Source organism: Mesorhizobium sp. M0664 (genome assembly GCF_040320565.1).
GTDB lineage: Bacteria > Pseudomonadota > Alphaproteobacteria > Rhizobiales > Rhizobiaceae > Mesorhizobium.
Genome location: NZ_JAMYPW010000003.1, coordinates 284,416 through 304,539, shown reverse-complemented (window position 1 = coordinate 304,539; position 20,124 = coordinate 284,416). Strand labels below are relative to the sequence as shown.

At 62.7% G+C, this 20,124-nt stretch carries 19 protein-coding genes, 1 other RNA gene and 1 pseudogene; 12 read left to right on the top strand and 9 right to left on the bottom strand.

All coding sequences use genetic code 11. The features are described from left to right. Window positions 1-132 precede the first annotated feature (132 nt). Window positions 133-618, bottom strand: coding sequence for a thioesterase family protein (locus tag NKI39_RS06970; RefSeq protein WP_352831178.1), 486 nt, complete (start codon window positions 616-618; stop codon window positions 133-135). Window positions 619-737: 119 nt separating this feature from the next. Here NKI39_RS06970 and NKI39_RS06965 point away from each other — a divergent pair, with 119 nt between their 5' ends. Both NKI39_RS06965 and NKI39_RS06960 read left to right on the top strand, forming a co-directional pair. Further along, window positions 738-2,153 (top strand): FAD-binding oxidoreductase, encoded by a 1,416-nt coding sequence (locus tag NKI39_RS06965; RefSeq protein WP_352796734.1) that lies wholly within the window; start codon window positions 738-740, stop codon window positions 2,151-2,153. A gap of 94 nt (window positions 2,154-2,247) precedes the next feature. Beyond that, entirely contained in the window at window positions 2,248-6,321 is a 4,074-nt protein-coding gene (locus NKI39_RS06960; RefSeq protein WP_352831176.1) for an AsmA family protein, read from the top strand. Window positions 6,322-6,350: 29 nt separating this feature from the next. On the opposite strand, the pseudogene NKI39_RS06955 reads toward NKI39_RS06960, so the two are convergent. Beyond that, window positions 6,351-6,638: pseudogene (locus tag NKI39_RS06955) on the bottom strand (MarR family winged helix-turn-helix transcriptional regulator); the annotation flags it as partial. On the opposite strand from NKI39_RS06955, the gene NKI39_RS06950 reads away from it, so the two are divergent. Next, complete coding sequence (locus NKI39_RS06950) at window positions 6,605-7,009, top strand: hypothetical protein (protein WP_352831174.1); 405 nt, start codon at window positions 6,605-6,607, stop codon at window positions 7,007-7,009. The pseudogene NKI39_RS06955 and the gene NKI39_RS06950 sit on opposite strands and share 34 nt — an antisense overlap. A gap of 3 nt (window positions 7,010-7,012) precedes the next feature. On the opposite strand, the gene NKI39_RS06945 is transcribed toward NKI39_RS06950, so the two are convergent. From NKI39_RS06945 to NKI39_RS06930, 4 genes are all read right to left on the bottom strand, one after another. Beyond that, window positions 7,013-7,234, bottom strand: coding sequence for a ribbon-helix-helix domain-containing protein (locus NKI39_RS06945; protein WP_352450079.1), 222 nt, complete (start codon window positions 7,232-7,234; stop codon window positions 7,013-7,015). Between the two features lie 20 nt (window positions 7,235-7,254). Next, the gene (locus NKI39_RS06940) at window positions 7,255-7,458 is read right to left on the bottom strand and encodes a DUF4169 family protein (RefSeq protein ID WP_023676708.1); all 204 of its coding nucleotides are present in this window, start codon (window positions 7,456-7,458) and stop codon (window positions 7,255-7,257) included. Window positions 7,459-7,476: 18 nt separating this feature from the next. Then, window positions 7,477-8,013, bottom strand: a complete 537-nt coding sequence (locus NKI39_RS06935; RefSeq protein ID WP_023676707.1) for an SspB family protein — start codon at window positions 8,011-8,013, stop codon at window positions 7,477-7,479. Window positions 8,014-8,147: 134 nt separating this feature from the next. Further along, window positions 8,148-8,837, bottom strand: coding sequence for a TetR/AcrR family transcriptional regulator (locus NKI39_RS06930; RefSeq protein WP_352815396.1), 690 nt, complete (start codon window positions 8,835-8,837; stop codon window positions 8,148-8,150). A gap of 168 nt (window positions 8,838-9,005) precedes the next feature. On the opposite strand from NKI39_RS06930, the gene NKI39_RS06925 reads away from it, so the two are divergent. Both NKI39_RS06925 and NKI39_RS06920 read left to right on the top strand, forming a co-directional pair. Beyond that, window positions 9,006-10,211, top strand: a complete 1,206-nt coding sequence (locus NKI39_RS06925; protein WP_023676705.1) for a multidrug effflux MFS transporter — start codon at window positions 9,006-9,008, stop codon at window positions 10,209-10,211. A gap of 101 nt (window positions 10,212-10,312) precedes the next feature. Continuing rightward, a complete protein-coding gene (locus tag NKI39_RS06920) occupies window positions 10,313-11,248 on the top strand; it encodes a LysR family transcriptional regulator (protein ID WP_352831172.1) in 936 nt (311 codons plus the stop codon). Here the strand turns inward: NKI39_RS06920 and NKI39_RS06915 are convergent. Continuing rightward, window positions 11,202-11,942: an SDR family oxidoreductase gene (locus NKI39_RS06915; RefSeq protein WP_352831170.1), complete on the bottom strand. Its 741-nt coding sequence runs from the start codon at window positions 11,940-11,942 to the stop codon at window positions 11,202-11,204. The genes NKI39_RS06920 and NKI39_RS06915 overlap by 47 nt on opposite strands. Before the next feature lie 405 nt (window positions 11,943-12,347). On the opposite strand from NKI39_RS06915, the gene NKI39_RS06910 reads away from it, so the two are divergent. After that, window positions 12,348-14,138 (top strand): acetolactate synthase 3 large subunit, encoded by a 1,791-nt coding sequence (locus tag NKI39_RS06910; protein WP_352831168.1) that lies wholly within the window; start codon window positions 12,348-12,350, stop codon window positions 14,136-14,138. Window positions 14,139-14,236: 98 nt separating this feature from the next. Here the strand turns inward: NKI39_RS06910 and ssrA are convergent. Beyond that, window positions 14,237-14,592, bottom strand: a transfer-messenger RNA (tmRNA) gene (gene ssrA, locus NKI39_RS06905). A 161-nt stretch (window positions 14,593-14,753) separates the two neighbouring features. Here ssrA and NKI39_RS06900 point away from each other — a divergent pair. From NKI39_RS06900 to NKI39_RS06875, 6 genes are all read left to right on the top strand, one after another. Continuing rightward, window positions 14,754-15,065: a DUF2853 family protein gene (locus tag NKI39_RS06900; RefSeq protein WP_023676702.1), complete on the top strand. Its 312-nt coding sequence runs from the start codon at window positions 14,754-14,756 to the stop codon at window positions 15,063-15,065. A 113-nt stretch (window positions 15,066-15,178) separates the two neighbouring features. Next, window positions 15,179-15,973, top strand: coding sequence for a thymidylate synthase (locus NKI39_RS06895; RefSeq protein WP_352471610.1), 795 nt, complete (start codon window positions 15,179-15,181; stop codon window positions 15,971-15,973). 285 nt (window positions 15,974-16,258) lie between these two features. Next, window positions 16,259-17,050, top strand: coding sequence for a molybdate ABC transporter substrate-binding protein (gene modA / locus NKI39_RS06890; protein ID WP_352831166.1), 792 nt, complete (start codon window positions 16,259-16,261; stop codon window positions 17,048-17,050). Window positions 17,051-17,065: 15 nt separating this feature from the next. Beyond that, window positions 17,066-17,770: a molybdate ABC transporter permease subunit gene (gene modB, locus NKI39_RS06885; protein WP_352831164.1), complete on the top strand. Its 705-nt coding sequence runs from the start codon at window positions 17,066-17,068 to the stop codon at window positions 17,768-17,770. After that, window positions 17,767-18,879 (top strand): molybdenum ABC transporter ATP-binding protein, encoded by a 1,113-nt coding sequence (gene modC, locus NKI39_RS06880; protein WP_352831163.1) that lies wholly within the window; start codon window positions 17,767-17,769, stop codon window positions 18,877-18,879. Before modB ends, modC begins: the two co-directional genes overlap by 4 nt. An 81-nt stretch (window positions 18,880-18,960) precedes the next feature. Then, window positions 18,961-19,302, top strand: a complete 342-nt coding sequence (locus NKI39_RS06875) for a winged helix-turn-helix domain-containing protein (RefSeq protein WP_023676697.1) — start codon at window positions 18,961-18,963, stop codon at window positions 19,300-19,302. A 33-nt stretch (window positions 19,303-19,335) separates the two neighbouring features. On the opposite strand, the gene cobF is transcribed toward NKI39_RS06875, so the two are convergent. Next, complete coding sequence (gene cobF, locus NKI39_RS06870) at window positions 19,336-20,109, bottom strand: precorrin-6A synthase (deacetylating) (RefSeq protein WP_352539563.1); 774 nt, start codon at window positions 20,107-20,109, stop codon at window positions 19,336-19,338. Window positions 20,110-20,124 lie beyond the last annotated feature (15 nt).

Genomic DNA, 20,124 nt, shown 5'->3' with positions numbered 1-20,124 from the left:
CGCTGCTGCTCCGCCGCCCGTATCGCAATTCGATGCGGACGGTTTTCCAACGCCGCGCTGAGTCGTTCAACGTCTCAATTCGGCTTGTTCACGTTAAAACCTCGGTAAGGTTAACGGCGGTTGGACCGTGGTTCAAGCCGACTTACGACGAATACCGATCGAGCGGCCGGCGCGCTCCGGCATCGGCAGGGCAGCATGGGCGGCGCGCATCGCTTCCACCCTGGCCAGGACGTCGGCGGGGAAGGGCGCCACCTTCGGGCCAGCCATGTCGACATGCAGCGACAGCGTTTCGGATGTGGCGGCAAGCCAGCCGTCGAGATGGCGGATTTCTTGATAGGCCCTCAGCCGCTTGTCGTCATGGTCGAGGAGTTGGAACGAGACCGTGACCTTGTGGTCGAGATGCAACTCCTGGACGTAGCAGACATGGACTTCCGCCGTGTAGATGGTCAGCCGTCGTTCTTTCACATAATCCGGCCCCATCCCCATCATCTCGAAGGCTTCGTCGGAGCAACGATCGAAAAGCACGTTGTAGTAGGCCATGTTGAGATGGCCGTTGTAGTCGATCCAGGCCTCCTCGATGTCCATGGCGCGGGAGACGAAAGGGGCGGGGATGGGCATCGGAAACTTCCTTCTCGTCATGCCGGGATGAGCGTGGACTGGACAGAGCGTGGTTGGTGAGACTACGCATCCGTAGATGCAGAACAAGGGTGGACGCTGGTCCATTCGCGGAGGAATCGATGGCTCTAAGCGACCTCAATCCGGTCGAGCGCAACGAAGAAGGCATTGCCGCCGTACTCGGCATCCTCAAGCAGCGGCTCGGCGAGCGATTCCAGACCGGCCAGGCGATCCGCGCCCAGCACGCGCACACCACGACCTATATCCCGACGCAGGCGCCGGACGGCGTCGCCTTTGCCGAGACGACGGAGGAGGTGCAGGAGATCGTGCGCGCATGCGCGGCACATCGCGTGCCGGTGATCGCCTTTGGCGTCGGTTCCTCGCTGGAAGGCCACACCAATGCGCCGGGCGGTGGCATCTCGCTCGATACGTCACGCATGAACCGCATCATTGCGGTCAATCCGCAGGACCTCGACTGCACCGTCGAGCCCGGCGTGACGCGCGAGGATCTCAACCGGCATCTGCGCGACACCGGCCTGTTCTTTCCGATCGACCCGGGCGCCAACGCCTCGCTCGGCGGCATGGCGGCGACGCGTGCGTCGGGCACCAACGCGGTGCGCTACGGCACGATGCGCGAGAACGTCCTGTCGCTGACGGCGGTGATGGCCGACGGGGAAGCAGTGACGACCGGCAAGCGCGCCAAGAAAAGCTCGGCCGGCTATGATCTGACGCGGCTGCTGATCGGTTCGGAAGGCACGCTTGGCATCATCACCCAGCTGACCTTGAAGCTGCAGGGCATTCCACAGGCGATTTCAGGCGGCGTCTGCCCGTTTCCCAGCCTCGAGGCGGCGTGCAACACGGTGATCGCGACCATCCAGATGGGCATTCCGGTGGCGCGCATAGAATTGGTCAACGCGCTGCAGATGCGGGCGATGAAGACCTATTCGAAGCTCGACTATCCGGAGAGCCCGTGCCTGTTCGTCGAGTTCCACGGCAGCGATGCCAGCGTCGCCGAACAGGCCGAGACCTTCGGCATGATCGCCGAGGAAAATAGCGGCGGTCCGTTCCTGTGGACCAGCGTCGCCGAAGAGCGGACAAAATTGTGGAAAGCCCGGCACGATGCCTACTGGTCGTCGCTGACGCTGCGGCCGGGCGCCAAGGGCCTGTCGACCGATGTCTGCGTGCCGATCTCGCGCTTTGCCGAATGCGTCACCGAGACCGAGGCGGATATCGCCGAGATGGGCCTGATCGCCCCGATCGTCGGCCATGCCGGCGACGGCAATTTCCATGTGCTGGTGCTGATGGACGTGGATGACCCGAAAGAGATCGCACTGGCCGAAAAATTCGTGGCGCGGCTCAATATGCGCGCCATCGCCATGGACGGCACCTGCACTGGCGAGCACGGCATAGGGCAAGGCAAGATCGGCTTCCTGCGGCATGAGCTCGGCCATGGCGTCGACATCATGCGCACGATCAAGCAGGCGCTCGATCCGCTGAACATCATGAACCCGGGGAAGATACTGCCGGGAAAGGACTGACATCAGGCCGCTGCCGCGCCCCGATTTGCCTCTTTATCGACACGCTGATGCGGGTAGAGTGCCACTGACTTTACTATCAACTATCCAGGAGTTCATGCTCGCACGCCTGTTCGTGATCTTCGGTGGGCTTCTCGTGCTGGTGCTGTGTGCGGCGCTGGTGGTGCCGTACTTTGTCGACTGGACAGGTTACCGTGCCGATTTCGAGCGCGAGGCCAGTGCCGTCCTGGGCCGCAAGGTGACCGTGCGAGGCGATGCGACGGCAAGGCTGTTGCCGTTCCCCTCGGTGACCTTTTCCAACGTCGCCGTTGCCGGTGGCCCTAACGGCCAGCCGGCGATGACCGTCGAAACCTTTTCGATGGATGCAGAACTCGCGCCATTCCTGCGCGGCGAGGTGCTGATCTTCGACATGCGCCTGGTGAGGCCGAAGGCGACGATTGACATCGCCGCCGACGGCACGGTCGACTGGACGATACGGCCGTCCTCGCCCTTCGATCCCGGCCAGATCTCCATCGAGAAGCTGACGGTGACGGAAGGACAGATCGCGCTCAGCCACGCCGCTGGCGGGCGCAGCCATCTTATTTCCGAGATCAACTCGACGATCTCGGCCAAGTCGCTGGCCGGCCCCTGGCGGCTGGACGGCTCGCTGTTGCTGGACGGGTTGCGGACGACGATCGCCGCTTCCACCGGCAAGGCCGAACCGGACGGGCAAATGCGGCTCAGGCTCAAGGCCGATCCGGACGCCTATCCGCTGGTCATCGAGACCGACGGCAATGTGGGCCTCGTCGAGGGCGCCGCCGTCTATTCGGGCCAGTTCAAGATATCGGGCGCAGACCAGACTGCGGCGCGGCAGCTGGGCACCGGCGGCGAGGCGCTGAAAGTCAGCGCCGGCAAACCGGACCCGGGCTTCAGGCTGAACGGCAAGTTTTCGCTCGACCACCAGAAGCTCGGCGTCGACGAATTCCGCTTCGAGACCGGGCCGCGCGACAATCCCTACACTGCCGACGGCAAGGCTGCGGTCGACCTTGGGCTGAAGCCGCATTTCTCGATCGAGGCCGATGGCGCGCAGGTGCAGTTCGACGAGGCCGTGGGGGCGGCGGCCGGTGCCGGATTGACGCTGTCCGAGCGGGTGGCGGCGCTGGAGCAGGCGCTGCTCGACCTGCCGAAGCCGACCATACCGGGCACGGTCGAGGTGAAACTGCCGGCGGTGGTGGCAGGCGATACCACCGTTCGCGACGTGCACCTGTCCGCCGAGCCAGCCGAGGGCGGCTGGGCGGTAAAATCGCTGGCCGCCACGCTGCCCGGCCGCGCCAAGCTGGAAGCCAACGGCATGGTCAGCGTCGAGGACCATTTCGGTTTCACCGGATCGCTGCTTCTGGCGGTGGCGCAGCCCTCCGGCTTCGCCGCATGGCTGTCGAAGGACGTCGACGAGGCGATCCGCCGCTTGCCGGCCGCCGGCTTCAAGGCCAAGGTGGATTTGAGCGAGAAGCACCAGGCCTTCAGCGATCTCGAACTCATCCTCGGCAAGGCGAAGTTCTCCGGCCGCATCGATTCCAGCCAGCCCGACGACACAAGGCCATCGGTGCTGATGCAACTGGAAGGTGGCGAACTCGATGTCGACGGGCTCGCCGCCTTCGCCTCGATCTTCGTCAGCGACAAGGGCGCCAACCGCTTTTCCGACCGCGACCTCGATTTCCAGATCAAGGCCGGGCCGGTCAGCGCCGGCGGGTTGACCGCCGATAGCGTCGACACCGCGCTTAGATTGCGCGATGGGCTGCTTGAGATCGATCGCCTGTCGGTCGGCGGACTTGCCGGCGCCTCGATCAGCGCTACCGGTCGAATCAAGGATTTCCCGGCGAGCCCGACCGGCAAGCTCGACGCCTCGGTGGTCGCCGTCGACCTCAAGCCGCTGATCGACGTCGCCGTCCAGCATTATCCCGACAATGCAGTGCTGAAGGGCCTGGCGGAGCGTGCTGCTGCCTATCCCGAGCTGTTCCAGGATGCGCGTATCGATGCGGTCACGAGTGCCGCAGACAATGGCGACGGTACGACTGGACTGGCAATGAGCGCACAGGGCAAGGCCGGTGGCTCGGCCTTTTCGGCGTCGTTGTCCGGCAAAGGGGCGCTCGACCGGCCTCTCGAAGCGCCGGTGACGCTGACCTTCAACGCAAGGAACGCCGACGCCACCGCGCTTCTGGCGCTTTACGGTCTGCCGGCGCTGCCACTCGGCATGCTTGGCGAGGCGACTACCGAGGTCTCGGCCAAAGGCACGCTTGGCGGCGGCCTGGCGACACGCTTCAGCCTGGCCGGCAACGACTTCAAAGCTGGTTTCGACGGGACAATTGCCGACACGCCTCAAGGCGCGGCCGCCAAGGGCAAGGTCAGCCTTGAAACGGCCGACATCGAGCCATGGCTGATGACGACCGGCGTCGGCCTGCCCGGCATGGGCACCGGCATGTCGACGTCGCTTGCAGCCGATGCCGATTACGGCAATGGTCTCCTGGTGCTGAGCGGCCTCAGCGGCGCCGTCAACGAAGCGGCGGTTTCCGGTGACGTAAATATCGACATCAACGAGGGGCTGCCGCATCTTGCCGGCGCGCTGTCGCTGGACGAGCTGGACCTCGATCCGATGGCGGTGATGCTGTTCGGCGACCAGGCCTTCCTTGTCAACGACAGGACCTGGCCGACGGCACCGTTCAGCCAGAAATCCAGTCTGCCATTTACCGCCGATCTCGATCTGACGGCGGCGTCGCTTGCCGCCGGTCCGCTTGCCACCGCCTATAACGCTGCGCTGTCGCTGCAGCTCGACCAGGAGGGCATCCGCGTTTCCGACCTCAAGGCAAAGTTCCTCGGCGGCGCGTTGAGTGGCCTGTTCGAGCTCAAGAACAATGACGGCACCGGGCTTTTCTCCAGTCAGATGAAACTCGCCGGCGCCGATCTGGTAGCCGTGCTGCCGGAGGCCGGCATCAGCGGAAGCGGCGAGTTCTCGACGGCGCTTTCGACCAGCGGCAAATCGGTCGACGCGATGGTTGCGGCGCTGTCCGGTTCCGGCACGGCGACGCTGAAGGGCATGACTATTGCCGGCTTCAATCCCGATGCCTTTGGCGCATTCATTGCCAAGGCCGACGCGATAGGGCGCGATATCGACGCGTCGAAGACCGCCGGCTTTGTGCCGCAGATCGCCGCGGCGGGCAGTTTTCCGGCGCAGGACACCGATATTGCCTTCACCATCGCCGGCGGCACGCTAAGGGCGCCGCCGGTCAAATTCGAAAGCCCGGGCGCGACGCTGTCCGCCGACATCACCGCCGATCTGAACACCAGCACCGTCGATGCCAAGGGCGAGATCGCCTACCGGCCCGGCAATGAGGCGCTGGTCGGCTCCGAACCGATTTTGAATTTCAGCGTCGACGGGCCGTTTGGCGCCACCAAACGGCAGTTCGACAGCGAGCCGCTGGCACAGTTCCTGACCCAGCGTGCGCTGGAAAAGGAGCAGCAGCGGGTCGAAGCCATGCAAGCCGCACTGCTCGAGAAACAAAGGCTGCGGCGTGAGGTGCGCTACTACGCTGCGCTGCAAACCGAGCGTGAAAGAGCGGCGGAGGAACTGCGCAGGCAACAGGAAGCAGCGCGGCTGAAGGCCGAGGCCGACGCCAAGGCAAAGGCCGAAGCCGAGGCGAAGGCTGAAGCGGACGCCAAGGCACAGGCGGATGCGGAGGCGAGGGCGCAGGCTGAGGCCAAAGCGAAAGCTGAAGCGGACGCCAAGGCAAAGGCCGAAGCTGAGGCGCAGGCCCAAGCCGAAGCGGAGGCCAGGGCGCAGGCTGAAGCCAAGGCAAAGGCGGATGCAGCGGCGAAAGCCGAAGCCGAGGCCAGGGCGAAAGCCGAGGCGGCTGCAAAGGCCGCAGCGGATGCCGAAGCCAAAGCCAAGGCGGCGCAACAGGCTGCCGAGGAAGCAGCGCAGGCCGAAGAACAGCAACGCCAGAGGGCGGAAGAGGCGTTGCGGATCGCCTCGGAAGAGAAGGCAAGGCTCGACGCCGAACGCAAGGCCGCGGCGGAGCGCGCGGAACGGGCGCCACCGGCCGCAAACAACGTGCCACCGCCAGTGCAGCCCCCGCCAAAGCTCAAGCTCGATCCCTCGTCGATCGACGATCTGCTGAAATCGTTGAATGGCGGGTGACGGCGCATCCCATATGTGTCGCGTCCAGCAAGCAAGCGCTTCAGCATCGGCTCGATCCGCCCGAGTTCGTCGAGATGAGCGGCTGACAGATCGGCGAGACTGTCGTCGGCGCGCTCGGTCAGCCGCAGCAGCACGCGGCGGTGGTCCTCCTCGTCGTGGTCCCTCGCGACGAGCTCGGCTTCGCAAAGACGGTTGACCAATTCCACTGCGCTGTGATGGCGGATGCGCAGGCGCTCCGCGAGGTCGCCAATGGTCACTGGCCCTCCGCCGGGGAACCCTTTGATTGCAAGCAGGGCCTGATGCTGGCGTGGTGTCACCAACATCGCTCGTGCCCGCCATCCTCGGTGGCACGGCCGGCGACCCATCCGCAAGTCGGCACGCCGCCAGAAAGCAAGGTCTGCAAATGAAGTCCGATCACGCCAACCCCAGCCATCTGCGCGATTTTACCACCGATGCCCGGGTGCTGCTCATTGCCGGCATAGCGGTGGTGGTTGCGACGGCGGGGTTGTTTGCCGGCATTGCCCTCTTGAAGCTGATCCGGCTTGCCACGAACATCGCCTATTTTTGGCCAGTTCACGCTCGCCGACCTGAAACCGCAGGATACGCTGCTTGGCAGGCCGAAGAACGCGACCGCTCGGCTTTGCTGGGCTTCCGTATCCGGCGCAGGAGACAGGATAGCGTTGCCTGAAGGCTACAACTTGCCGCGCTTGGCCCAATCCAGCACATAGAGCCGGAGCGCCGAGGAGAGATTGGCATCCCGCGGGCGGCTCTCGTCGATTTCGGCGACAAGGGCGGCGAGCGTCAGTTTTCGCACGGCCGCGATGGCGACCAGGTCGTCGTAAAAAGGCTTTTCGAGCGAATAGCTGGTGCGGTGGCCGCGAATGGTGACCGAGCGCTTTTCCACCGGGCTCACGAGACGATCCTACTCACACTTCAAGCATCGGATTTGTCCGAATCGCCCGAATTTTCGCGGCGATGGCCGGCGACGAATTTATCGGCCTTGTCGGCGATCAGGCGGTCGCGATCCCGGCTGGGTTTGGAACGGCCATGCAGCGCCCGGTTCTGTTCGGCCAGGCGCTCCTTCTCGGCTCGCGCCTTCTGCTTGCGTGCCTGACGGAGATTGACGATCTCGGCCATGTCACGCCGCCCGTCGGGTCACTTCTTGCGGAAGGCGTCAAGCGACACCACGTCGGCGCCCTTGGCGCCGGCGTCGGCCGCGGCAGGCTTCTTTTCCGCCTCGGCGGTTTTCTTCTTCGTCTCGGGCTTTTTCTCGGCGACGATGGCCAGCGGTTCGGGAGCAGGCTTGGCCTTTGTCTCCTGTTCCGCCGGCGTATCGGTCTTGACGTCGAATTCGAGCTCGAAGTTGACGGACGGGTCGTAAAAGCCGCGTACGGCCGAGAACGGGATTTCCAGTTTCTCCGGCACGTCGGAAAACGACAGCCCGACCTCAAAGCCGGTGTCGCTCACCTTCAGGTCCCAATACTGGAACTGGATGACGATGGTCATCTGTTCGGGATAGCGCTCGCGCAGCCGCGACGACACGCGCACGCCCGGCGCGCCGGTGAGAAAGGTGATGAAGAAATGATGGTTGCCCGGGAGACCGGTGCGCGCGACTTCGGCCAGGACCTTGCGCATGACGCCGCGCAACGCCTCCTGGGCCAGAATGTCGTAGCGGATGTGGTCGTCGGCCATGTGGCTGTCGGGTTCCGTTGAATCGTCCTGATAGCTGTAATCAAGCTTGAGCGCGGCGTAAACCGGATATAGATCGCCGGCGTGCGGAAGCGAAGCCCATTGGCGACGATTTGATCGTCAAACGGCTTTGATCGTCAAGCGCTGGCGAGCGCGCCCTGTTTGCTCGCCCGGGCCATAGGCTGCCGCTTGCCGAAGGCGCGCAGGAAGGTGCGCACGCCATTTGTCGCCGACTGCACCACCTCGTCCTCGGTCGGTGTACCGCCGAGCATGAATGTCGTCTGCAACTCGGCATTGGCAAGCGCCATGAACTGGCGCGCTGCGACATCGGGATCGTCGATATCAAGGAAGCCCGCATGAGCGAGGCGGGCGAAGCGGGCGGCGATCGCCGGCCATGTCCTGCCCGGTCCCTCTTCGCGCCATTCGGCGAACAACTCGGGATAGCGCCCGCCCTCGGTCTGGATCAGCTTGCGCAGGAATTTGCCGTCGCGGTTGCAGATGCAGTTGTGGTTCATCCGCACAGCAAAGGCGATGAGGTCGGCCTCGAGATCCTTCGGCTGATCGGGAAAAGTGGAAATCGTGGCAAAGATGCCGGCATTGCAACGTTCGGTGAGGTCGCGGACGATGGCAACGAAGAGTTTTTCCTTGTCGCCGTGATGATTGTAGATGGTCTGGCGGGAGACGCCGGCCTCGGCGGCAATCATGTCGATATTGGCACCGGCAAAGCTTTCGCGGCAGAAGACCGAGGCGGCGGCATCGACAATCGATATGCGCTTGGCCTCGTGGCCTCGCGGCGGGAAAATGTCAGGAGAGACGTTGGCCTTCATGCAAAACTATATAGAGGTGGTTGACGAATTAGACAAGCCTGTCTAAATTTGTGGACTTGCACGAAGGGGGTTTCGTTCCGCAGAAGAGTCGGAACTCCACGGGATGGAACGTCCTAGGGTTACACGTCGGTCCTCGGCGGCAACCAGAATTCGAAAGAGCCTGCTATCATGAACGCCAAATTCCTCCGCATTGCGGTCGTGCTCGGCCTATTGTCCGCGATCGGCCCGTTTGCCATCGACATGTATCTTCCGGCCCTGCCTTCAATCGGCGAAGATCTGCATGCCGGCACTGCCGCGGTGCAGATGAGCCTGCTGATCTTCTTTCTTTCCATGGGCTTCGGCCAGATCGTCGTCGGACCGATCTCCGACATGGTCGGCCGCAAGCTGCCACTCTACGGCGGCCTGGCGCTGTTCATGGTCGGCGGCGTCGGCTCGGCGCTGGCTCCCTCGATCGAATGGCTGATCGCCTTCCGCTTCCTGCAAGGGCTCGGCGCCAGCGCCGGCATGGCCGTGCCGCGCGCGATCGTGCGCGATCTGCATACCGGCACCGAGGCCGCCAAGCTGATGTCGCTGCTGATGCTTGTGTTTTCGGTGTCGCCGATCCTGGCACCGCTGACCGGTAGCCAGATCATCGAGAATTTCGGCTGGCGCGCCGTGTTCTGGACGGTGACGGGCGCGGCCGTGCTCGCCACCATCCTGCTGGCGACCTCGCTCAAGGAGACACGGCCGGTCGAGGAGCGCGCCGGGTCGTCCTTCGGGACGGCACTTTCCGGCTACCGCTTCCTGATGGGCGACCGCAACTTCCTTGGCCTGACGGCCATCGCCGGCTTCGGCATTGCGAGCTTCTTCGTCTATCTGTCGAGCTCGTCCTTCATCCTGATCGACCATTATGGCCTGTCGCCTTCGGTCTACAGCGTGTTCTTCTCGATCAATGCGGTTGCCTTTATCGGCATGTCGCAGCTGACCGGGTTGCTGTCGGAGCGGTTCGGGCTGCAGCGCGTGGTGCGCGTCGCGGTGACCGGCTATGCGACGACGATGGTGGTGCTGTTCGCGGTGATGGCATCGGGTGTCGACCGGCTCGACGTGATGGCGGCGCTGCTGTTCATCGGCTACGGCTTTCTCGGCCTGGTCATCCCGACGACGTCGGTGCTGGCCATGGAAGAGCATGGCGAGATCGCCGGTACCGCGTCGGCGCTGATGGGCACGCTGCACTTCGCCATCGGCGCGGTCGCTATGGGCGTCGCCGGCGTGTTTTTCGACGGCACGCCGCTGCCGATGGTGGCGGGCATCACGCTCTGCGCGGCGATCTCCTTCACACTGGCCAAAATAACGCTCGGCCGCAGCCGGGACGTCGCGGAAGCGCCGGCGGAGTAAACTTCGCTTATCGAGACAAAAAGGCCGGCCGATGTTCCCGGCCTTTTCACGTTTGCGGTCCCGGTTCAAAGCAGTCTATGCCTATATGACGGGTTCAGGACATGCAGCTTCGACATCTCAAAACCTTCGTAGCGGTCGCCACCACTTTGAACATCACACGCGCCTCCGAGCGGGTTCATCTTGCCCAATCGAGCGTGACCGAACAGATCCAGGCGCTGGAAAGCGATCTAGGCACGTCGCTGTTCGACAGATCACGGCGTGGCTTGAAGCTGACGGCGGCGGGACAACGCCTGCTGGACTATGCAAACGATCTCCTCGACCTCGCGGACGAAGCCCGTTCCGCAGTCGCCGACGCGAGCGGCACGGTTGCCGGTCGCCTGACTGTCGGCGGCCTGGAGACGCTTTGCTCGACACGCTTGCCAGCTGTGCTGGCGGAATTCCATTGGCGCCATCCCGATGTGGAACTGAACCTCAGGGCGGACGATAGCAGTGGGTTGCGTGCCGGCGTGACAAGCGGGGCGCTGGACGTATCTTTCCATTTCGGAGCCGTCCCGGCGGCGGCGCCGGAGCTGCGAAGCGAGCAAGTGGCATTAGAAGAGCTCGTCACCATAATGCCGGCAAATCACCGATTGGCCGGATATTCTGCCATAACGCCCGACGATCTGGCCGACGAGGCCTTCCTCGTCACCCAGCCCGGTTGCGTCTATAGGCGGATGTTCGACGAAACGTTTGCCGCAACATTGCCTGACCGTCCAAAACTCGTTGGCGAGTTCGCCAGCATGGGCGCGATACGGAGCCTTGTTGAAGGCGGTCTTGGATGCGCGCTGGTCCCGCGTCTGGTGGCTTCCGCGGCTGACGCCAATATCGTCGTGCTGCCTTGGGTCGGAAGCAGCCCGGTGACGCCGGTCACCATGGTATGGCGCCACCGGCGCATTCAAGCGCCGGTGCTGCGGCTGTTCCTTGCAATGGTCCGCGAAATTTTGGCCATCGCTAGACCAGTCGCTGGCCACCATCGACATGAAGCACGGTTCCGGTGATGAAGCCGTTGTGCATGAGGGACGTGATGGCTTGGGCAATGTCGGCTGCCTGGCCGATCCGGCCGACGAGCAGACGCTTTGCCATGGCGTCCAGCGCGGCTGTCTTTCCGCTGCCGACGACGGCATCCCAAATCGGCGTGTCGACCCAGCCGGGCGAAACGACGTTGACGCGGATCGGCGCCAGTTCGACGGCAAGCGCGTAGGCGAGTGAGCCAAGTGCCCCATTAACGGCTGCCACCACCGAGCCTTTCACCGCCGGACGATAGGCGGCGATGCCCGAGGTCAGCGTGATCGATCCCCCGGGCGTCAGACGAGGCGCGCCATGTTTGGCAAGAAGAAGCGGTCCGACGACTTTGGAATCCATCACTTTCCGCGCCACCGAGATATCCATCTCGGGAAGCAACACATAGACGCCGGTAACGTCGGCGGCGGTCGAGACGATGTGGTCGAGCGTGCCGACATCCTGGAACAGGCGCTGGACCTCGTCCTCGCTTGTGACGTCGGCTGCGATCGTCCTCAGCCTTTCCGGGTGAGGCAAGCGCTGCCGTGCGGCCGACAACCGGTCCTCGGAGCGGCCGACGATCGTAACCTCGGCGCCGGCGGCAAGCTGCTGTTCGGCAAGCGACAGCCCCATACCGGAACTGCCGCCAACGATCAGGATGCGTTCGTGTTTTGGTGTGGTTTCCTGGTTCATCTTATCTCTCCATGAGGCAGCTCGCCGGGCATGACCACACGCGGCGAGAAACTGAGGCCTTGTCCCGCAAAGGCGTGGAAGAAGGGAAACGGGAAGAAACGAATACTGCCATCGGAGGTTCCGATGATGGGAGGCCCTTGGGCTTTCGCCTCAGCCTGAGACGCCTCAGCCTGAGACGTTGACGATGCGCGATTTTCTGTGTAGCAGCGATCATCATGAAGATCGCAATGGTTCTTGCAGTGGTAGGAAAGCGCACGGGCAGGATGGTGTAACCATCCGGCGACAGCCACCCGTGCGCGACAAACAGGCTCCCGACGGGGCCTTTTTTTATGCCCGAAATTCTTCTTACGCCCGATTTCGGCGACGCCCCGTCAACCCATCCTCATCACGCTACGGGACAGAACCATGACAAGCGATAATTCCATTCAGCATACGAGCAACCGCATGACAGGAGCGGAGATCGTTCTCCGCGCACTCAAAGACAATGGTGTGGAGCATATTTTCGGCTATCCCGGCGCGGCCATATTGCCGATCTACGACGAGATATTCCAGCAGGACGACATCAAGCATATCCTCGTGCGCCACGAACAGGGCGCCGGCCATGCCGCGGAGGGTTATGCCCGGTCCACGGGCAAGGTCGGCGTGATGTTGGTCACATCAGGCCCAGGCACGACGAATGCCGTGACGCCCCTGCAGGACGCGTTGATGGATTCAGTACCGATCGTCTGTCTGTCCGGACAAGTGCCGACAACATTGATCGGCTCCGATGCCTTTCAGGAATGTGACACGATTGGCATCACGCGATCCTGCACCAAGCACAACTCTTTGGTCAAAGACGTCAATGACCTGGCGTCAGCAATCCATAGGGCGTTCCACATCGCCCGGTCGGGGCGACCGGGGCCTGTTCTCGTCGACATGCCAAAGGACGTTCTGTTTGCGTCCGGCGTGTACACGCCGCCATCAGACGTTGTCGCGCTGAAGAACCATCGACCGAAGCTGCAGGGCGATATCGGCAAGATCGGCCAGGCGATAGAATTGATGGCCAATGCCAGCCGTCCCGTTATTTATGCCGGCGGCGGCATCGTCAATTCCGGCCCGGAAGCATCGAGATTGCTGCGGGAGTTGGTTCAACTGACCGACTTTCCGATCACCTCGACGCTTATGGGCCTTGGGGCTTACCCCGCCTCCGGCAAGAACTGGCTCAAAATGGTCGGTCTGCATGGTTCCTATGAGGCGAACATGGCGATGCACGATTGCGACGTCATGATCTGTGTCGGCGCGCGCTTCGATGACCGCGTGACCTCGCGTGTGGACGCTTTTTCGCCGAACTCCAGCAAGATCCATATCGATATAGATCCGTCCTCGATCAACAAGAACGTCCACGTCGATATCGGCATACAAGGCGATGTCGGCAATGTTCTGGATGACATGGTTCGTCTATGGCGCGCATTGTCTCAGAAACCGGATGGAGGCCGCCTCCAGGACTGGTGGAGAAGGATCGCCGGCTGGCGCGCACGCAATTCATTCTCCTACGAGATGAACAAGGATGTGATCATGCCGCAATACGCGGTGCAGCGTCTCTACGCGCTGACGAAGGATCGCGACACATACATCACCACTGAAGTGGGCCAGCATCAGATGTGGGCGGCCCAATTCTACGGCTTGGAAAAGCCGAACCGCTGGATGAGTTCGGGCGGCCTCGGGACGATGGGCTACGGCCTGCCGGCGGCGCTGGGCGTGCAGATCGCACATCCGGACAGCCTCGTCATCGATATCGCCGGCGACGCATCGGTTCAGATGACCATGAAAGAGATGTCGACGGCAGTCCAGTACGACGCGCCGATCAAGGTCTTCATCCTGAACAACGGATATATGGGCATGGTTCGCCAGTGGCAGCAAATTCTCCACGGCAACCGCCTCGCGCATTCCTATTCCGAGGCTTTGCCCGATTTTATCAAATTGGCCGAGGCGTTCGGAGCGGTCGGCCTGCGCTGCGACAAACCAGCCGACCTTGATGATGCGATCCAGGAAATGATCGATGTGGACCGGCCGGTGCTCCTTGACTGTCGTGTTGCCAAGCTCGCCAATTGTTTTCCGATGATCAGGACGGGCAGGGCGCACAATGAGATGTCACATGAGGCTGCCGACGAGACCTTTGGCAGCGCGATCGAAACGATCAGCCAGGGACTGGTATGAACGCAGCGGCGCCAGGGCGTATCAGGGCGTAAAAAGCCCAGGCCCGCAGCTGCACATATCGGGCGAGCCTGCGGCTGCGCATATCAAAAAGGGGGAGAAATGGAGGTTTCTGTTGCCAGGTACCTCCGAACCCCGCCTAGAAGTGCGAACCACTAGGGCTTGAATTGAAGCTATCGCACCGCTTACGCGGCGAGACGTGCTTCCGCATAGTTGTCGTTGGCAACTATAAGTTTAGCCCGATAACGGTGGTACAATGCCGGGCAAAAGTACGATCTTTACACCTTCGTCGATCCTATTTCGCCCCCAGCAAAAGCCGCTCCTGAGCAGCGGTTTTTGGTGGAGGCGCCGGGTACCGCCCCCGGGTCCGAACGGCTTATTTCATCGCCTGTTTATCGCCATAGTCGGTCGAGCCGACGAAGCGAATATAGAGACTGGCGGTGGAAAATGAAAGGCCGGAATGCCACTTTCGTCCGTGCCAAAGTGGATCATGAAGGGTTGACTTGCAGCCGGTCTCAACCGAAGCTTTGTGGCGGTGAGGAGACCTAGCGCATACTTGCGGCAGCGCGCCACAATCCTCATCGACCGGATCCCGTGGCGCCGACGAGGGGAATTTCGATGGCCGATTATCTCGCAGACGTAAAGAAGTATGATGCGGCGGCGGATGCCGACGCGGTCGCCAAGATCGTCAAGCATCTGGGCATCGCGCTCAGGAACCGCGATTCCTCGCTAGTGTCCTGCACCGACCCGGAGGAACTGAAGCGCGTCAGGAACAGCTGGGTCGCCGGCAAGCTCGGCGTCACCGACGGTGCCAAGGCGGATGCGGCTATCGAAAAGACCTGCAAGGCTATGGCGGCCGACAACAGCAAGAGCCGGGTGACATTCTATTACCTCGTCGCCAAGGATCTGGGCATGCTCGGCTCGCTCTGAGCAACCTCGCCGCCGGTGCTGGTGAGACTTCTGCTGGAATCGTCTCGCTTTGCTGTGTTCGGCCGACTGTCATTCGGCTATGATGGCTGACAACCCGAATCGGACCGGAGCCGATGCGCCAGTATCTCGACCTTCTGAAGCATGTGCTGGAAAACGGCGCTGATCGCGGCGACCGCACGGGCACCGGAACGCGCTCGGTATTCGGCTACCAGATGCGCTTCGACCTGGCCCGCGGCTTTCCGGTCACCACCACCAAGAAGCTGCACCTGAAGTCGATCATCCACGAACTTTTGTGGTTCCTGGCCGGCGACACCAACATCAAATATCTCAACGATCACGGCGTCTCGATCTGGGATGAGTGGGCCGACGAGAACGGCGATCTCGGCCCGGTCTATGGCAAACAATGGCGGTCGTGGCCGGACGGCCATGGCGGCGCTATCGACCAGATTGCGAATCTTCTGAAGGAGATACGCAAAAATCCTAATTCGCGGCGGCTGATCGTTTCGGCGTGGAACCCGGCCGAGGTGGAGGCCATGGCCTTGCCGCCCTGCCACTGCCTGTTCCAGTTCTATGTTTCGGAAGGCAAGCTTTCCTGCCAGCTCTACCAGCGTTCGGGCGATATCTTTCTCGGTGTGCCGTTCAACATCGCTTCCTATGCGTTGCTGACGCTGATGGTGGCGCAGGTGACCGGATTGAAACCCGGCGATTTCATCCACACGCTCGGCGACGCGCATCTTTACTCGAACCATTTCGAGCAGGCGCGCGAACAATTGCGGCGCACGCCCAAGGCGTTGCCGACGCTGTGGATCAATCCCGAGGTGAAGGATCTCTTTGCCTTCCGCTTCGAGGATTTCCAGCTCGAGAACTATTTCGCCGACGCGACGATCAAGGCGCCGATCGCGGTCTAGCACCATACCTGACCATCCATATCGAAATTGCCTACTGCGGCTGCGCCTTCGGGCCTTGTCAGCATCAATCTCGATCGGCCGACGTCGACTTGACGCGCAATCCGGGTCGCTGATTTTCATGTGAATATTTCCTTCGGCCTCGGTGCCGCTGTATCCAACGAAGATTATCGCAGGCCGGGAAAACCTCAGCTCAGAATGCCGTAGGCGGTAAAGAGCCTTTCCTTGTTATGTTCACATGGATATATCGATGGACGGCTTCGGGCGTTCCGAGACGAGGAGAGTTTCATGCTGGCGCGCAAAGGTTCGACGACGATTGCCATCGCGGGTCTCGCCGCCATGCTGATGGCCGCGGTGCCGGCGGCCCATGCCGATGACAAGGTGGTCGTGTTTGCCGCGGCGAGCCTGAAGGACGGGCTCGATGCCGTCAACAAGGCCTGCGAGGCCGATGTCGGCGAGGCGGCGACCATTTCCTACGCGGCGAGCTCGGCGCTGGCCAGGCAGATTGAAAGCGGCGCGCCAGCAGACCTGTTCATCTCGGCCGATCTCGACTGGATGAAATATCTTGCCGACAGGAAGCTGACCAAGCCCGAAACCGAAGTGAAACTGCTCGGTAACCAGATCGTTCTGGTTGCGCCACGGGATTCCAAGGTTGAAACCAGGATCGAAAAGGGTTTCGATCTTGCCAAGCTCGTCGGTGACGGCAAACTTGCCATGGGCGATGTCAAAGCTGTGCCGGCAGGCAAATACGGCAAGGCAGCCCTCGAATCGCTCGGTGCCTGGTCTTCGGTCGAAGGCAAGGTGGCGCAGGCCGAGAATGTCCGCGCCGCCCTAAAGCTGGTGTCGACCGGCGAGGCAGCACTCGGCATCGTCTACGCCACGGATGCGCATGCGGAGCCTGGCGTGAAGGTGGTCGGCACTTTCCCCGCGGGTACCCATCCGCCGATCATCTATCCAGTCGCCCAGCTTGCGGATTCGAAGAGCAGGGATACTCCGGCATTCCTGAAATGCCTGCAATCCGCCAAGGCTGGCGAACTCTTCAAGGCGCAAGGTTTTACAATCCTCGCGCCGAGCAACTGACGTACGGCACCGCACATGAACTGGCTGCTGGATCTCGCTCCCGACGAATGGAATGCGGTCCAGCTGTCGATCAAGGTGGCGACCGTGGCGATGATTGCCAGCCTGCCGCCAGGCATCCTGATCGCTCTTGTGCTTGCCCGCGGCCAGTTCTGGGGCAAGACGCTGCTCAATGGTCTGGTGCATCTGCCGCTGATCGTGCCGCCGGTGGTGACCGGCTATTTGCTGCTGTTGACTTTCGGCAAGCGTGGTCCGGCCGGCGCTTTCCTGGCCGAACATTTCGGGATCGTTTTTTCCTTCCGCTGGACTGGCGCCGCGCTCGCCTGCGGCGTGATGGGCTTTCCGCTGATGGTGCGGGCCATCCGGCTGTCGATCGAGGCCGTCGACCGCAAAATCGAGGCGGCCGCCGGCACGCTCGGCGCCAATCCGCTATGGGTATTCGGCACGATCACGCTGCCGCTGATCCTGCCCGGGCTGATCGCCGGTGCGATCCTCTCCTTCGCCAAGGCGATGGGCGAATTCGGCGCGACGATCACCTTTGTCTCCAACATTCCGAACGAGACGCAGACGCTACCGTCGGCGATCTACACTTTCACGCAGGTTCCCGGCGGCGACGCCGGCGCGCTCAGGCTGACGCTGATCTCGATCGTCATCTCGATGGCGGCACTTGTTGCCTCGGAAGTGCTGGCGCGGCGTGTCGGCCGGCGGATGGACATCGAATGACGGTTCAGGTCGACATCAGCCACCGGCTTGGCGATTTCATCGTCAATGCCCGTTTCGAAAGCGCCGGGCGGCTGACTGCGCTGTTCGGGCCTTCCGGCTCCGGAAAGACGACGCTGATCAATTTGATTGCCGGGCTGATCCGCCCCGACAAAGGTCGCATCGCGGCCGAGGGCCGCGTGCTGGTTGATAGCGATGCCGGTCTGTTCGTGCCGAAGCACAAACGGCGGATCGGCATGGTGTTCCAGGATGCGCGGCTGTTTCCGCATATGAGCGTGGCGAGCAATCTGCGCTATGGCCGCTGGTTCACGCCGGCTGCCGAGCGTTACGCCGATATCAATGCTGTGGTCGAACTGCTCGGGATCGGCCATTTGCTCGATCGGCGGCCGGCAAAACTCTCCGGTGGCGAGAAGCAGCGCGTGGCAATCGGCAGGGCGCTGCTTGCCAGTCCGAAATTGCTGCTGATGGACGAGCCGCTGGCGTCGCTCGATGAGCGGCGCAAGGCCGAGATCTTGCCTTACATCGAGCGGCTGCGCGACGAGACGAAAATTCCGATCGTCTATGTCAGCCACTCGATCGCCGAAGTGGCGCGGCTGGCGAGCGACGTCGTGGTGCTGATGCAAGGAAAGGTCGCCGCTTCCGGTCCGACCGGTGCGATCATGCAGCGTCTGGATCTATTGCCGGCCGAAGAGCGCGGCGAGGGCGGTGGCGTGCTGGATACCGCGGTTCTGCGCCACGACGAAGCCTTTGGCATGACGGTGCTAGGCTCATTGGCGGGCGAGATCCGGGTGCCGCTTCTGGCAACGCCAGTCGGTGCGCCGGTGCGCGTCCGCATCCGTGCCCGCGACGTGATGATCGCCACCGAGCAGCCGGTTGGCCTCAGCGCGCTCCACATATTGCCGGGCACGATCGTGGCGATAGAGCCGGGCGAAGGGCCCACGGTCGAGATCGGCATCGACTGCAATGGCGCAACCGTGCTTGCCCGCATCACCGAACAGTCGCGGCAGACACTGGAGCTTCGGCTTGGTCGACAGGTCTTCGCCGTGGTCAAGACGGTGAGCTTCGACCGGGCGAATACCGGCGCCGGCCTGCCCGCCGAGGCGGATGAGTGAACGGCCGATGATTCGCTATATCGTTTTGGAATAGCGGTATCGCCGCGGAACTTGTAGAATAGCGTGACCGCGGAGGAGCAAATGCCGTCGCTGAGTTTGCGGATAAATCTCGATCCAGATGGCCGCATCGGACCGGGCAAGATCGAGCTTCTGGAACAGATCGCCGCCTTCGGCTCGATTTCGGCCGCGGCACGCGGCATGGAGATGTCCTACAAGCACGCCTGGGATCTGGTCGAAGACATGAACCGCGTGTTCGGCAAGCCGCTGGTTGCGGCACAGACGGGCGGCAAAAAAGGCGGTGGCGCCCAGTTGACGTCGGTCGGGCTTGCTGTGGTCAGCCGCTTCCGCGCGATCGAGCGGGCTGCGTCTTCAGCAGCGGCGGCGCATATGGAGGCGCTGCAGGCCGAGATCGACGCAGCGTGACGCCGGCGGAATTCATGCCGCGTGTGATCCCTGTTACTTCTTAGGCTCGCCCGGCTTGCGCAGCAGATAGGTGTCCATGATCCAGCCTTTTTTCCGGCGGGCCTGCTCACGGGTGGTCACGATCTTGTCGCCGACGTCGCCAATCCGGCCCGAGATGACGATCTCGTCAGGCGTCCCGAGATAGGCGCCCCAGTGAACGGTGACGTCGTTGTCGTCCAGCGTGTTGAAGGCGCATTTGCCGTCCAGCATGACGATGGTGCTGCCGGCGTTTTCGGGCAGACCTTCCTCGGCGAGCCGGCGGCCGGTGGTGATCAAAATGGCGTCGCCGATCCGGTTCAATGCCATTTTGTGGCTGGCTGCGAGTGCCTGGATGGCGGTGATGCCAGGGACGACCTCCAGCTCGAACGCTACATTGCCTCTGAGGCGCACGCGCTCGAGGATGCGCAGCGCACTGTCGTAGAGCGACGGATCGCCCCAGATCAGGAAGGCGCCGCAGCCATCTTCAGGGAGTTCGTCGCGGATCAGGCCTTCGTAGATCGCGGCGATCGCCTCGTGCCAGTCGTCGACGGTCGAGCGGTAGGAAGGCGCCGGCTCGGCGCGCACCGGCACGTCGAATTCGACACGGCGCGAGTTCGGATTAATGACGAAGCGGTCGCAGATCTGGCGGCGCAATTCGGCGAGATCGTTCTTCTTGGCGCCCTTGTCGGGAATGAACAGCACGTCGGCCCGATTGAGACCGTTAATGGCCTGGACCGTCATGTGCTCCGGATTGCCGGCGCCGATGCCGATGACGAGAAGCTTGCGCATGGGCGAACTCCTGCC